The organism is Aquibium microcysteis (assembly GCF_014495845.1).
Classification (GTDB): Bacteria; Pseudomonadota; Alphaproteobacteria; order Rhizobiales; family Rhizobiaceae; genus Aquibium; species Aquibium microcysteis.
The window spans coordinates 2,929,802-2,943,418 of the sequence record NZ_CP061080.1; the positions used below are offsets into that span (position 1 = coordinate 2,929,802).

Genomic DNA, 13,617 nt, shown 5'->3' on the forward strand with positions numbered 1-13,617 from the left:
GCGCGTGGCGTATCGGCAGCATGACGGGTTTCAAACAGCGTTCGAAATCCGCCGCTGCGCCCTGGTGCGCCGGTCAGCCTGGACGGAGGAACATCGGCACCACCACCTCGACGATCCGCGCGATCACCTCCTCCGGATCGGAGAAGTCGATGGCATGGCCGGTCAGGACCTCGTTGCGCACCCGGCTGCGCGTCACCTGCGAGCGGATGCCGAGCGCACAGCTCATGCGCCAGCCGATCGCGGCGTCGTCGAGCCAGGGCGCGAGCTGGCGCAGATAGGCCATGAAGACCTTGTGATGCTCGACGCCCTCGATGATCGCCCGGTAGATCTCGGGATCGCGGCTGCGCTGCGACATCGCGTTGAAATGCGCCAGCACGCGGTACTGCGAACCGTCGTCGAGGCTCCAGCGCACGGAGGGGCCGACCAGCGCCGCGATCACCTCCTCGAGCGCGGGCGGCTCCGGATGGCGCTTCTGCACCGCCCGGTTCAGGAGATTCATGCGCTCCTGGTTCAGCCGCCGGTAGACACGCTCGGCAGTCGCCACGATCAGGCGCTCCTGCGACCCGAAATGATAGCTCACCGAGGACGGCGTCGTTCCCGCCTCGCTCGCCAGCCGCCGGACGGTCAGGTCGTCGACGCAGTCGACCTCGCAGAGCAGCCGCTCGCAGGCATCGAGCAGACGCACGGTCGTGTGGTTCATGGCGGGCTCCCGGAAGTCGAGCGAGGCGCGAGCCTACGCCGGCTCGGCGACGGCTGGATGACCGCGGGGGAAATCTCCCGGGCGTGCCAGGGCAATGGACGCCGCAGGCGTCTGCCCCGACGGAAACCGCTTGCTAAGTTGTAGGATGACAGTATGATATGATTACGTTACGGGAGGATTTCCTCTGCTCGCCTCACCCGCCATCCCTGCCGCGGAAAGCCTCAGCACCGATCTCGTCGGCGCTCTGGGCGAATCCGCCGTGCTCCTCCGGCCAGAGGACAAGGCGGGCTTCCTCACGGACTGGTCGGGCGACTGGACGGGGGATGCCGTCGCGGTGGCGAGGCCCGGATCCGTCCGAGAGGTTCAGGCCTGCGTCGACATCTGCCGCCGGCACGGGATCGCCATCGTCCCGCAGGGCGGCAATTCGGGGCTGGTCGGCGGTGCCTTTCCGCCCGCCTCCGGCCGAGCCATGGTGATCGTCAGCCTGTCGCGGCTGAACGCCATCCGCCGCGCCGACGCCGCCAATGCGACGCTCGACCTCGACGCCGGCTGCACGCTGCAGACGGCACGGGACGCCGCGGACGCCATCGGCCTGCAGTTCCCGCTCGCGCTGGGCGCCCAGGGCAGCTGCCAGGTCGGCGGCAATGCGGCGACCAATGCGGGCGGCGTCAACGTGCTGCGCTTCGGCATGGCGCGCGACCTGATCCTCGGGCTGGAGGCCGTGCTGCCCGACGGCTCGCTGTGGAGCGCCATGCGCGGCCTGCGCAAGGACAATCGCGGCTACGACCTGAAGCAGCTCTTCATCGGCTCGGAGGGCACGCTCGGCATCGTCACCGGGCTCTGCCTCAGGCTGCATCCGAAACCGGCGACGATCGAGACCGCCTATCTCGGCGTCGGCTCCATCGCGGACGCCATGGCGATCAGCGCCCTGGCGCGCGGCGACCTCTCCGAACTCGTCACCGCCTTCGAGATCATCGGCACGGAATGCCTGCCGCTCGCCCGGCTGATCGACGACGCCATGATGGCGCCCGTCTCGTCGGCCTTCCCCGTCCACGTGCTGATCGAGCTGTCCTGCGGCAGGCGCATGGACGGCCGCGCGCTGCTGGAGGGCTTCCTGGCCGACATGATCGCGCAGGGCCTCGTCGGCGACGCCGTGGTGGCGCAGAGCCAGGCCCAGGCACGACGCTTCTGGGCCATTCGCGAAGGCCTCGTGGAAGGCCAGGCGCGGCGCGGCTACCACGTGCGCAGCGACGTCTCGGTGCGGCTGGGCGACGTGCCGGCCTTCGTTACGGCGGCGCGCGCCTTCGCCGCCCGCGACTGGCCCGACTGGATGCCGCAGGTCTACGGCCATGCCGGCGACGGCAACATCCATTTCAATCTCCTCCCGCCGGCCGACATGCCGCGCGCGCAGGCGCAGGCGCATGGGCGGCGGATCACCGACGGTCTCTTTGCGATCGTCGAGGCGTTCCACGGCTCGATCAGCGCCGAACACGGCATCGGCCGCGCACGCACGGAGGCCTTCTGGGCCGGGCTGGGCGCGGTGGAGCGACGGACGATGCGCGCGGTAAAGGACGCGCTCGATCCGCAGGACCTGATGAACCCGGGATGTCTCATCCCGGCCGGGAAGGAGCAGGCATGAGAGAACGATCGAGCAGCATCGGCACATTCGAGGCGCTTCCCGGGCGGGTGGCGGCACTCCTCTCGCGCGAGATCGAGGAGGGCGGGTTCCAGCCCGGGCACCGCCTGCCGACCGAACAGCAGCTGGCGGACCGCTTCGGCGTCAGCCGCAATGTCGTGCGCGAGGCCGTGGCCCAGCTGCGTGCCGACGGCGTGATCGAGGCGCGCCAGGGCGTCGGCGCCTTCGTGCTGGCGCCCGAGCAGCGCGCCGCCATCCGCATCGACCGCGATGCGCTGAAGGACGGCGACAACATGGAGCGGCTGTTCGAGCTGCGCTGCATCCTGGAGGCGGAGGCGGCGGCGCTGGCGGCCGAGCGACGCACGCCCGAGCACCTCGTCGCCATCAAGACCGCGCTCGACCGCATGGGCGGCGAGGAACGCTGGGAGGACGGCAGCATCGAGGCGGATCTGGCCTTCCACCGCGAGATCGCGCGGGCGACCGGCAACGGCTACATCCACACCTTCATCGCCTTCATCTGCGAGCAGATCCGCCGTTCGATCCACTACGCCCGCGCGGTCAACCCGCTGCACGATCTGGTCGACGTCAATGTCGGCGAGCACGTGCTGATCTACGAGGCGCTGGTGGCCGGCGACGCGGACGCCGCCGCGCAGGCCATGCGCGCCCACATCATCGGCGCCGCCGAGCGCGTCGGGGTGAGCCTGAAGAACACCAGGAACGGCGAGAAAGCCGGGGAGACAAAGCCATGACCTTCGGGACGGAGCACCGCATCTCCGACATCTGCCTCCTGGTGGAGGACATTCAGCGCACCGTCGATTTCTATGTCGACAGGCTCGGCTTCCGGCTGCGCCGCCGGGCGGAGGGCTTCGCCGATTTCCACGGCGAGGGCGTCACGCTGGCGGCCTGGGAGATCGGTCACATCAGCCGCCACACCGGGGTCTCGGACGTCCGCGCGCCGCGGGCGGCGCACAAGGCCTGCGTGGCGGTGAGGCTCGACGCGCCGGCCGAAATCGACCGGGTCCATGCCGCGCTGTCGGCGAAGGGCGTGCCCTTCCAGGGCCCGCCGGCGGACTACGTCTGGAACGCGCGCTGCGCCTATTTCACCGATCCCGACGGCACGCTCTGGGAACTCTACGCCTGGCTCGACGGCGGCCCCGGCGACTATCACGACGAACAGCCGTGACCTGATCCGCGCCGGGAATGGGACCGGCGAAACGAAACCACAATGACAAGGGGAACGATCATGACAGGATATCCGAACCACCGCATCGACCGCAGAACCCTCTTCAAGACCGGCGCGGCGGCAGGCCTGCTCGCCTTCGCGCCGGGCATCCAGCTCCTTTCCGCGACCTCGGCGCGGGCCGCCGCCGAGCTCGTCATCCAGTATGACTGGCTGATGTCGAACGGCCAGATCGGCGACATCGCCGCCATGAAGAACGGCTATTTCGAGGAGGCCGGCTTCGAGGTCACGTTCAGCCCGGGCGGCCCGAACTCCGCCACCGTGCCGCCGGTGATCTCGGGCTCGGCGGAACTCGGCCAGTTCTCCGAGACGCCGCAGCTCTTCGCCGCCCGCGCCGGCGGCGTGCCCGTGCGCATCATCGCCTGCGGCTTCCGCACCGGCCCCTACGCGCTGACGTCGAAGCCCGGCAAGCCGATCAACGGCGTGGCCGACCTGAAGGGCAAGACGATCGGCATCCAGCCGACCGCCCGCTTCCTGATGGATGCCATCCTGGCGAAGAACGGCATCGCGCCGGCCGACGTGAACGTCGTCAACGTCGGCTTCGACAAGGGCCCGCTGGTGCGCGGCGAGGTGGATGCCATCGGCGGCTGGATCACCAACACCCAGGCCCTGTCGGTCGTCGGCGAGGACCGCATCGACCTCCTCGTCCGCGACCTCGGTCTGGACTCCTACGCCAACGTCTATTTCGCCACGGACGGCGCGGTCGACGGCGACGCCGAGACGCTGGCGAAGTTCATCGGCGCGGTCGCCAGGGGCTGGGGCTTCGTGCACGCCAACCCGCAGGAAGCGGTCAAGACGATGGTCGAAGCCTATCCGGAGATGGATCTCGGTTGGGAAGAGAAGACCATCGACCTGATCCTGAAGCTCTCCTTCGACGAGAACACCGCCGCCGGCGGCTGGGGCACGTTCAGCCCCGAATCGCTCGACGGCCAGCTGACGCTGCTCGACACGGTCGGGCAGTATCCGAACGGCCGCCCGAAGACGGAGGACGTCTACACGACGAAGATCCTCGACCTGACGGCCGACAGCCGGCCGAAGCTCGCTGCCCCCGGCGCCTGAGCCGATGCAGCCGGCCGTCCGGGCAGTCGGTCTCGACGTCGGCTATCCGACGGCCGGGGAACCCGTCACCGTCATCACCGGCCTCGATCTCACCGTCGAGGCCGGCTCCTTCCTGTCGATCCTCGGCCCCTCGGGCTGCGGCAAGTCGACCCTGCTGCGCGTCGTGGCGGACCTCCTGCCGCCGCTCGCCGGAACCGTCGAGGTTCTCGGCGCAACCGCGGCCGCGGTGCGCAGCCGGCGCGAGGTCGCCTTCGTCTTCCAGGATTCCACGCTTCTGCCCTGGCGCACGGTCCGGCAGAACGTCTGCCTGCCGCTCCAGGTCGGGCGCGCGAGCCTGACGCGGGCGATCGCCGACCGGAGCGAGGCACTTCTCGACCTGATGGGCCTCGCCGGCTTCGGCGGGCGCTATCCCAACCAGCTGTCCGGCGGGCAGCGCCAGCGCGTCGCCATCGCACGGGCGCTGATGGGCGAGCCGAAGCTGCTTCTCATGGACGAACCGTTCGGGGCGCTCGACGAGATCACGCGCGACCGGCTGAACGACGAACTGCTGAACCTGTGGCGGCGGACCGGCACGACCATCCTCTTCGTCACCCACTCCATCGCCGAGGCAGCCTATCTGGGCGAGCGCGTCCTCGTGCTCGCCGCCAATCCCGGACGCATCCTCCTCGACCGCGACCTGAAACCGATCAAGCAGCCGCAGAACCGCTGCACGCGCGAGCACCCTGCCCTGGTCGCCGCGATGGCCGACCTGCGCGCGGCGCTGGCGGAGGCATCATGACACCGCTCCCGCCGCTTGCCCGCACGGTACTGCCCTTCGCCGGCGCCGCGTCCCTCATCCTCGCCTGGCAGTATCTGCTGCCGCTGGCCGGCGTGCCCGCCTACATCGTGCCGACGCCCACCGCCGTCTTTGCCGTGCTGGGGCGCGACGCGGCGCTTCTGTCGGGCCATTTCTGGCCGACCGCGATCGAGGCCGGCGCCGGCTTCCTGATCGGCAATCTCGCCGCGATCCTGCTCGCGGTCGTCTTCGTCCACAGCCGGGTCCTGCAGGCCGCCTATTTTCCCGTCGTGCTGTTCTTCAACACCATCCCGATCCTGGCGCTCTCGCCCATCATCATCCTGATTTTCGGGCTCGGCATGACGCCCAAGATCGTCATCGCCGCGGTGATCTGCTTCTTCCCGACGCTGATCAACATGATCCGCGGCCTCGATTCGGCCGGCCCCAGCGAGCACGAGCTGTTCCGCATGCTCTCGGCCAGCCGCTGGGAGGTGTTCTGGCGCCTGCGCCTGCCGCGCTCGCTGCCGCTGCTGTTCTCCTCGCTGCGCATCAGCTCGGCCACCGCCGTCATCGGCGCGATCGTCGGCGAGTGGATCGGCTCCGACAAGGGCCTCGGCGCACTGATCATCCAGGCGACCTTCAACTACCAGTCGGACCGCCTGTACGCCGCGATCGTGCTCTCCTCGCTGCTCGCCATCGGCATCTTCGCCGTCGTGGTGGCGGCGGAGAAGATGCTTCTGCGGGAACCGTAGAGCGGCGAGGCCCCCGGTTCCCGCACGGCGGGCGGCCGTCAGCCCCGCGCGAAGGCCAGGAGGTCGGGATTGACGACCTCCGGATGCGTCGCGAACAGCCCGTGCGACAGGCTCGGATAGGTCTTCAGCGTGCCGTTCTTCAGCAGCCGCACGGCCTTGTGGGCCGAGTTGGCGATCGGCACGATCTGGTCGTCCTCGCCGTGGATCACCAGGACGGGCACGGTGATGGCCTTCAGGTCCTCGGTGAAGTCGGTTTCCGAAAAGGCCGTTATGCAGTCATAATGGGCCTTGGCGCCGCCCGCCATGCCCTGGCGCCACCAGTTGTCGATCAGGCCCTGGCTGACCTTGGCGCCCTCGCGGTTGAAGCCGTAGAAGGGGCCGGACGGGATGTCGCGGAAGAACTGCGCCCGGTTGGCAACCAGCGCCGAGCGGAAGCCGTCGAAGACATCGAGCGGGATGCCGTCGGGGTTGGACGGCGTCCTCGCCATCACCGGCGGCACCGCGCCGATCAGCACGGCCTTCGCGACCCGGCCCGCCTCTGCCCGGGCGGCGTAGCGGGCGACCTCGCCGCCGCCGGTGGAATGGCCGATGTGGATCGCGTTCCTCAGATCGAGCGCCCGGGCGAGATCGGCCACGTCGGCGGCATAGGTGTCCATGTCGTTGCCGGTGTCGGTCTGGTCCGACCGGCCATGACCGCGCCGGTCATGCGCGACGACGCGGTAGCCCTCGCCGAGGAAGAACAGCATCTGGTTGTCCCAGTCGTCGCCCGACAGCGGCCAGCCATGATGGAACACCACGGGCTGCGCGTCCTTCGGACCCCAGTCCTTGTAGAAGATGGTCGTGCCGTCGGAAGTCCTGATCGTCGCCATGCTCATGTCTCCTTTGTTGTGAGCGGTCGTCATGCGTTGGAAGGAATGCCGTGGCGGCCGCGGGCGCGGTCCTACCGGGCGGCGGCGCCGGTGCCCCGGGCGGCGTCTTCGGCGCCCCGGGCGGCGTCTTCGGCGCCCCGGGCGGCCTCGTCGATGACGCCGGCCACGACGTCGGGCTGGGTCATGAAGACGGCGTGGCTGGCCGCGACTTCGGTGACCCTCGCGCCGATCTTCTCAGCCATGCCGTGCAGCATCTTCTGGTCGAAGGCCTTGTCGTCGGTGGCGATCACCGCCCAGCTGGGCTTCTGCCGCCAGGCGGCGTTGGTCAGCGTCGTGGCGAAGGAGGCCATGGCGATCGGCACCTGCGAATCCCGCAGGAAGGCCGCATCGGCCGCGCCGGCGTCGGCCGCGAACCCCGCCGCGAAGGCGTCCGGCCGGATGAAGCCGAAGCCGTCGGCGCCGATGTCGAGCACGAATTCGGGCGGGGTGGTGAAGCCGTCATACTGCTGGGCGGTGGTCTCGCCCGCGTCCGGCGACAGCGCGGAGACATAGACGAGGCTGCGGACCTGCGGGTGGACGCCCGCCTCGGTGATCACCGTCCCGCCCCAGCTGTGGCCGACCAGGACGGCCGGCCCGTCCTGGCGGTCGAGCGCCCGCTTCGTCGCCGCGACGTCGTCTGCGAGCGAGGTGAGCGGATTCTGCACGATGGTGACCCTGTAGCCGCGGGCGGTCAGCCGGTCGTAGACGCCGCGCCAGCCGGAGCCGTCGGCGAAGGCGCCGTGGACGAGGACGACGTTGCGGATCTGCTGCGTGTCGGGGATCCGGTCGGCGGCCTCGGCGGAGGCGGCGGCCAGGGCAACGGCCGCGGCCGTCGCTGCGAGGATGCTGGTGGTGGACATGGTGCCTTCCTTTCTTTTGCGATAACGTTTATTGCGATAACTATCGTGTAGCAGCGGCTGCGATCCTTGTCCAGCCGGAATCTTATCGCGATATTCCTTTTTGCGATCGGATGCGCTACGGAGACGCCGACGGAGGTCCCGATGCCCAAGCCCAACCCGCCGCTGCCGCTCGACGAGCAGCTCTGCTACGCCATCTACTCAGCCGGAATGGCCGTCCAGCGCCTCTACAAGCCGCTGCTCGACGGACTGGGGCTGACCTATCCGCAGTATCTCGTGCTCAACGTCCTGTGGCGCGAGGACTCCCAGACCGTCGGCCGGATCGCCGATACCCTGGCGCTGGAGTCGAGCACGCTGACGCCCCTGCTCAAGCGGCTGGAGGCCGGCGGCCTCCTGCGCCGCGCGCGCAATCCCGACAACGAGCGGCAGGTGGTCGTGGCCCTGACCGATGCCGGCCGCGACCTGCGTTCGCGCGCGGGCTGCCTCGCCGACGCCCTGATCGAAACGTCCGGGCAGGCGCCCGCGCAGCTGAACGCGATGGCCGGCGAGCTGCGCCGGCTGCGCGACGCCATCTATTCCCGGACCGGCGACTGGAGCGTGTCGGGCTGAGCCGAAAGCCGACCGACCGGTTCCGAGGTCTCTAGGCAGTCGGGATCGTGCCGCCGTCGATCACGAATTCCGTCCCCGTGATGCTGGCGGCGCGATCGGAGGCGAGGAAGGCGATCAGCGCGGCGACTTCCGCGGGGCTCGACGGCCGGCCGATCGGGATTCCGCCCAGCGCCGCCATGATCCGCCGCTTCCCCTCCTCGACGCCCGCACCGGCCTCCGCGCCGACACGTTCGGCCAGATGCACCGCCGCCTCCGTCTCGATCCATCCCGGCGAGACGCGGACGACGCGGACACCCTTCGGCGACACCTCCTTCGACAGCGCCTTGCTGTAGGTGGAGAGCGCCGCCTTCGCCGCCGCATAGGCCGTCGTCGCCTCGGGCAGCGGCAGGGCGCGCTGGATCGAGGTGACGTGGACGACCACGCCGCCCCCCCGCGCCACCATGCCGGGCACCAGGGCGCGATCGAGCCGCACGGCGGGCATCAGGTTGAGATCGAGTTCCCTGCGCCATTCGTCGTCGCCGAGCGCGGCGAACCCTCCGGCCGGCGCCGACGAGCCGCCGAGCATGTGGACGACGACGTCGACGCCGCCCCAGCGCTCCTGCACCGCTCCCGCGAGTGTCGCGCAGCCTTCGGCCGAGGTCAGATCCGCAGCGACGAAGCCGACGCCGTCGTCGAGCGTCTCCGGCCGGCTGCGTGCGCTGGTCAGCACCTCGGCCCCGAGCTCGGCGAACAGCCGTACCGTGGCGGCGCCCGCACCGCGCGTGCCGGACGTGACGAGCGCCCGCCTGCCTTCGAGCGAAAGGAAGGGGATCATGGCACGATCTCCAGCGCGGCGATGCGGTCGCCGTCGAGCGTGAAGACGTAGCGGAGATCGACCGGACTGCCCGGGAAATCACCCGCGACCCGGCCCGTCACCACGGAGCGGCCATCGTCCTGCGACAGCGCGAAGGGTTCGACCGTGTAGGCGAAGGCCGCCGACGCTTCGGCCTTCCAGCGGCGGATCGCCTCCCGGCCGGAGTGTGTCCGGCGTTCGTCCGTCACGACGCCGTCGTCGCCGAAGCAGGCGGCCACGGCATCGGCGTCGCGGCTTCGGTCCGCTACGAAATAGGCCGCGATCGGCCCGGGGAGTTCGATGTTCATCCGTCGTCTCCGTCTCTTGCAGCGGCCGGCGCCATGCACGGCCGTCGATGGACGCAACATAAGGCTGGACCTTCGTCGCGATAACGGGGACAAAGCCGGATGTAACATTGCGGAATCAGGGACAATGCCAAGCCACGGCCTCGTCGAGCTGCAAGCCGTTCTCGCCATCGCGGCGCGGGGATCGTTCCGGGCGGCCGCACTCGAACTCGGGCTCTCGACGACGGCGCTGAGCAACCTGATCGCGCGGACCGAGCGGCAGCTCGGCGTGCGGCTGTTCAACCGCACCACGCGCAGCGTCTCGCTCACCGATGCCGGACGCATCTTCGTCGATCGCGTCACCCCGGCGCTTCGCGACATCAAGGACGCCATGGCGGCGGTGCGGTCACAGCAGGACACGCCGTCGGGCACGCTGCGCATCAACGCCTTCGCGAGCGGGGCGCGCGAGGTGCTGGCGCCGCTCATTCTCGAATTCCTGCGGCGGCACCCGCAGGTGCATGTCGATCTCGTCACGGAGGGCCGGATCGTCGACATCGTGGCCGAGGGCTTCGACCTGGGGCTGCGCGGCGCCGACCTCGTGCCGAGCGACATGATCGCGCTCCCCGTCGGCGCCCCGCGCCGCTTCGCCGTCGTCGCCACGCCCTCCTACTTCGAAGCCCATGGCCGGCCGCGCGTGCCGTCGGATCTTCCTGGCCATCCCTGCATCCGCATCCGCCTGCCGAACGGCGCGCTCTACCGCTGGCACTTCGAGAAGGACGGCGATCCGGTCCAGATCGACGTCGACGGCCCGATCACCCTCGACGAATCGTCGCTCGCCCGCATCGCCGTCCTCGACGGGACCGGCATCGGCTTCTTCATGGAGGCCGACATCCGCGACGACCTCGCGGCGGGTCGGCTGGAACGCGTCCTCCACGACTGGACGCCCCCCTCAGCCCCCCTCTGCCTCTACTATCCCGGCCGCAAAAACCCCTCCGCCGCGTTCAGGGCCTTCATCGACATGGCGCGCGGGCTGGGGCGGGTGGCGGCGGGGGGATGAGGATGAGAAATCCCGGACCTGGCCCTGGCGGACAGGGGCGCGGCGGAGAAGCCGCAGCGGTCGGTGCAGTCATCGAAGCCCGAAACGGCGTCGAAGGACGGCGCAGGCGGATGACGAAGACGTGCTGAACCCGGCCCGGTGCCTGCGGCGCCGGGAGGGAGCCGTCGGCGCCGACGCCTCCTGCGCTCGATCAGCCCATGCGTTCCGTTCGCTGCAGCTACCCGTCCGGCAGGTTGCGACGCCGAGCGAGCCTGAGGCGGTCATGCTGTCCGAAAGGCGGTCTGCGCTGCGAGCGGACCTGCGTCGACGGGAACCTCCGGATAGTGCCCGAAACGCCCAGGGATCGGTCAGGCCGCCAGGTCCCCGCCCTCGGCGACCAGCACGATGCGGCCCTTGACCTGCCCGTTCTCAAGGCGATGAATGGCATCGTTCAACGCGCTCTTCGGAAGCACGGAAACAGGGATCGCGGGAAGCTGTCCGTTCCGCGCCATGCGGACCACGTCGCGCAGGTCGTCGAGCGTGCCGGTGATGCTTCCACGAACCGTGAGTGACGCACCCGTGATGAGCGGCAGTGGCACACTCAACTCGCCGCCGTAGAGTCCGACCTGGACCATTTGCCCGCCTTTCCCGAGAAGATCGAAGGCGAGCGTCGCGGTTTGCGAACTGTTGACGAAATCGAGGACGGTGTCGACCTTTCCGCCGAGCGCCTCGATAAGGTCTGCCGACGTCGTGCCTTCCGGTGTTGCGATGAACCGCGCTGCGCCGGCGGCGACGGCGACGGCGGCCCGGCTCGGATCCCGATCCAGCGCGATGACATTGCGATGGCCGAGCGCATGCAGCACCGAAATGGCGGTCAGGCCGACCCCGCCCGTCCCGATCGTGACGATCGCCTCGGTCGGGTCGAAAGGCTCGATCTTGCGGATGGCGCAGCGGACGGTCAGCCCGGCGCATGCCAGTGGAGCCGCCTGTTCGGGCGACAGGTCCCCGAGAGGCACGGCATAGCGTTCATGCGGAACCGCGACCCGCTCGGCGAAGCCGCCGTGGTTCCCGAAGCCCAGGCTGCGCGTGGGCTCGCGGCACATGTTGTCCGCCCCGGACAGGCAGGCCCTGCACCTGCCGCAGCCGAACCAGGGATAGACGATGACCTTCTCGCCGAGCCTGCGCCCGGTTACGGCCGTGCCCATGCCGACGATCTCGCCGACGATCTCATGGCCCATCGCCACCGGGTTCTCGGGGCGGGGGCGCTGAACGACGCCGCGGCTGCCCATGTTGGATATGCCGCGCCAGCGGTGGAGGTCGGAATGGCACAGACCGCAATGGCTGACCTGGATGACCAGCCCTTCGGAGCCGGGATCGGGGTCAGGCACCTCCTCGCAACGCAGGGCAGCGCCGTGGTCATGGTTGAGCCAGGCTTTCATGGTTCAGTGTCCTTGCAGAAAGAATGAGACGGATGCGAAGGCTCAGGCGCTCCAGCCGCCGACCGCCTTCACCTCCAGGAAATCCTGCAGCCCCCAGACACCGGCCTCGCGACCGTTGCCCGACTGCTTCATGCCGCCGAAGGGCGCGCCGGGGCCTCGGGGGGTGCCGTTCAGTTCCACCATGCCGGAGCGCAGGGCCCGGGCGACGCGCCGGGCGCGGTCGGGATCTGCCGTCTGGACATAGTTCGAAAGGCCGAAGGACGTGTCGTTGGCGATGGCGATCGCCTCCTCCTCGGTATCGAAGGGAATGATCGTCAGAACGGGACCGAATATCTCCTCGCGCGCGATCGTCATGGCGTTGTTCGCATCGGCGAAGACGGTGGGCCGCACGTAGTAGCCCTTCTCGACGTCGTCCGGCAGGCCGACCCCACCGGCGACGAGACGGGCACCCTCGGCGATTCCGGTGCGAATGAGACCCTGGATCCTGTTCCACTGGGCGCGATTCACGACGGGACCGAGATGTGGGCCCTCGGCTGACGACGGCCCCACCGTGAGGCGTCCGGCGACCTCTGCCGCGATCCGGACGGCTTCTGGATACACGTCTCTCTGCACCAGCATGCGGCTCGGCGCATTGCAGGACTGGCCGGTGTTGTTCATCATCTGGCGGACACCGCGCTCGACGGCGCCCGGCTCGGCGTCGGCGAAGATCAGATTGGCACCCTTGCCGCCCAGTTCGAGGTGAACGCGCTTCAGCGTGTCCGCAGCCGCCTTGGATATCGCGATGCCCGCACGGGTCGAGCCGGTGAAGCTGACCATGTCCACGTCCGGATGGCGGCTGAGCATCGTCCCCGCCCCTGCACCGTCACCGTTGATGAGGTTGAAGACCCCTTTTGGGAGCCCCGCCGCGTCGATGCATTCGGCCCAGAGCAGTGCGCTGAGGGGACTCTCCTCCGAGGGCTTGAGCACCATCGTGCAGCCCGCGAGCAGGGCGGCGATCGTCTTCAGCGAGATCTGGTTCAGAGGCCAGTTCCACGGGGTGATCAGTGCACAGACCCCGGCCGCCTCGTGGATGATACGGGTCCCGTCATCCTGCGGAGAGAGCGGCGCTTCGAATGCGAAATCGCGCGCGGCCGCAAGAAACCCCTTGATATGCTTGATCGCGAGAGGAGCTTGAGCGCGGCGCGCCAGATCGATCGGCGCGCCCATTTCCAGGGACACCGCTCGGGCCACGTCCTCGATCCGAGCCTCGTAGGCCCTTAGAAACCGCTCCACGGCAGCGATGCGCTCGCCAGGAGGCGTGACCATCCATGCAGGCAGCGCCGCCTTGGCGGCAGCCACGGCCCGGTCGACATCCGCGGGTCCCGCCATCGATATGACCGCACAGGGCATTTCGGTGCAAGGGTCGATCACCTGGACGTCCCGGCCGTCGACGGGATCCACCCAGGCGCCATCGATGTAGAACTGGCGACGCTCGATCATGTTCATTCTCG

15 protein-coding genes are annotated in these 13,617 nt (G+C 69.4%); 8 read left to right on the forward strand and 7 right to left on the reverse strand.

Annotated features, from left to right (window positions below):
* Nucleotides 1-73: 73 nt before the first annotated feature.
* Nucleotides 74-700 (reverse strand): TetR family transcriptional regulator, encoded by a 627-nt coding sequence (locus tag IAI54_RS13510; protein ID WP_187972832.1) that lies wholly within the window; start codon nt 698-700, stop codon nt 74-76.
* Between the two features lie 259 nt (nt 701-959).
* On the opposite strand from IAI54_RS13510, the gene IAI54_RS13515 reads away from it, so the two are divergent.
* Genes IAI54_RS13515 through IAI54_RS13540 form a run of 6 tightly spaced genes read left to right on the forward strand, consistent with a single transcriptional unit; the run spans nt 960 to nt 6,162 of the window.
* Nucleotides 960-2,339 (forward strand): FAD-binding oxidoreductase, encoded by a 1,380-nt coding sequence (locus IAI54_RS13515; protein ID WP_235679354.1) that lies wholly within the window; start codon nt 960-962, stop codon nt 2,337-2,339.
* On the forward strand, nt 2,336-3,085 hold the full coding sequence (locus tag IAI54_RS13520; RefSeq protein WP_187972833.1) for a FadR/GntR family transcriptional regulator: 750 nt from the start codon (nt 2,336-2,338) through the stop codon (nt 3,083-3,085). The genes IAI54_RS13515 and IAI54_RS13520 overlap by 4 nt, the downstream gene beginning before the upstream one ends.
* The gene (locus tag IAI54_RS13525) at nt 3,082-3,519 is read left to right on the forward strand and encodes a VOC family protein (RefSeq protein ID WP_187972834.1); all 438 of its coding nucleotides are present in this window, start codon (nt 3,082-3,084) and stop codon (nt 3,517-3,519) included. The genes IAI54_RS13520 and IAI54_RS13525 overlap by 4 nt, the downstream gene beginning before the upstream one ends.
* Before the next feature lie 60 nt (nt 3,520-3,579).
* Nucleotides 3,580-4,635, forward strand: coding sequence for an ABC transporter substrate-binding protein (locus IAI54_RS13530; RefSeq protein ID WP_187972835.1), 1,056 nt, complete (start codon nt 3,580-3,582; stop codon nt 4,633-4,635).
* A gap of 4 nt (nt 4,636-4,639) precedes the next feature.
* Nucleotides 4,640-5,413, forward strand: coding sequence for an ABC transporter ATP-binding protein (locus tag IAI54_RS13535; RefSeq protein WP_187972836.1), 774 nt, complete (start codon nt 4,640-4,642; stop codon nt 5,411-5,413).
* The gene (locus tag IAI54_RS13540) at nt 5,410-6,162 is read left to right on the forward strand and encodes an ABC transporter permease (RefSeq protein ID WP_187972837.1); all 753 of its coding nucleotides are present in this window, start codon (nt 5,410-5,412) and stop codon (nt 6,160-6,162) included. Before IAI54_RS13535 ends, IAI54_RS13540 begins: the two co-directional genes overlap by 4 nt.
* A gap of 38 nt (nt 6,163-6,200) precedes the next feature.
* On the opposite strand, the gene IAI54_RS13545 is transcribed toward IAI54_RS13540, so the two are convergent.
* Entirely contained in the window at nt 6,201-7,031 is an 831-nt protein-coding gene (locus tag IAI54_RS13545; protein WP_187972838.1) for an alpha/beta fold hydrolase, read from the reverse strand.
* A 71-nt stretch (nt 7,032-7,102) separates the two neighbouring features.
* Nucleotides 7,103-7,930, reverse strand: coding sequence for an alpha/beta fold hydrolase (locus IAI54_RS13550; RefSeq protein ID WP_187972839.1), 828 nt, complete (start codon nt 7,928-7,930; stop codon nt 7,103-7,105).
* A 141-nt stretch (nt 7,931-8,071) separates the two neighbouring features.
* On the opposite strand from IAI54_RS13550, the gene IAI54_RS13555 reads away from it, so the two are divergent.
* Nucleotides 8,072-8,536 (forward strand): MarR family winged helix-turn-helix transcriptional regulator, encoded by a 465-nt coding sequence (locus tag IAI54_RS13555; RefSeq protein ID WP_187972840.1) that lies wholly within the window; start codon nt 8,072-8,074, stop codon nt 8,534-8,536.
* A 31-nt stretch (nt 8,537-8,567) separates the two neighbouring features.
* Here the strand turns inward: IAI54_RS13555 and IAI54_RS13560 are convergent, their stop codons facing one another.
* Both IAI54_RS13560 and IAI54_RS13565 read right to left on the reverse strand, forming a co-directional pair.
* The gene (locus IAI54_RS13560; protein WP_187972841.1) at nt 8,568-9,350 is read right to left on the reverse strand and encodes an SDR family oxidoreductase; all 783 of its coding nucleotides are present in this window, start codon (nt 9,348-9,350) and stop codon (nt 8,568-8,570) included.
* Nucleotides 9,347-9,676 carry a nuclear transport factor 2 family protein gene (locus IAI54_RS13565; RefSeq protein ID WP_187972842.1) on the reverse strand — a complete coding sequence of 110 codons (330 nt, stop codon included), beginning with the start codon at nt 9,674-9,676 and terminating at the stop codon, nt 9,347-9,349. Before IAI54_RS13565 ends, IAI54_RS13560 begins: the two co-directional genes overlap by 4 nt.
* Before the next feature lie 124 nt (nt 9,677-9,800).
* Between IAI54_RS13565 and IAI54_RS13570 the strand changes: the two genes are divergently transcribed.
* Nucleotides 9,801-10,709: a LysR family transcriptional regulator gene (locus IAI54_RS13570; RefSeq protein ID WP_187972843.1), complete on the forward strand. Its 909-nt coding sequence runs from the start codon at nt 9,801-9,803 to the stop codon at nt 10,707-10,709.
* A gap of 347 nt (nt 10,710-11,056) precedes the next feature.
* On the opposite strand, the gene IAI54_RS13575 is transcribed toward IAI54_RS13570, so the two are convergent.
* Together IAI54_RS13575 and IAI54_RS13580 are read right to left on the reverse strand one after the other, a co-directional pair.
* Nucleotides 11,057-12,127 carry an alcohol dehydrogenase catalytic domain-containing protein gene (locus IAI54_RS13575; protein WP_187972844.1) on the reverse strand — a complete coding sequence of 357 codons (1,071 nt, stop codon included), beginning with the start codon at nt 12,125-12,127 and terminating at the stop codon, nt 11,057-11,059.
* Nucleotides 12,128-12,169: 42 nt separating this feature from the next.
* Nucleotides 12,170-13,612: an aldehyde dehydrogenase family protein gene (locus IAI54_RS13580; protein ID WP_420838282.1), complete on the reverse strand. Its 1,443-nt coding sequence runs from the start codon at nt 13,610-13,612 to the stop codon at nt 12,170-12,172.
* Nucleotides 13,613-13,617: the final 5 nt, after the last annotated feature.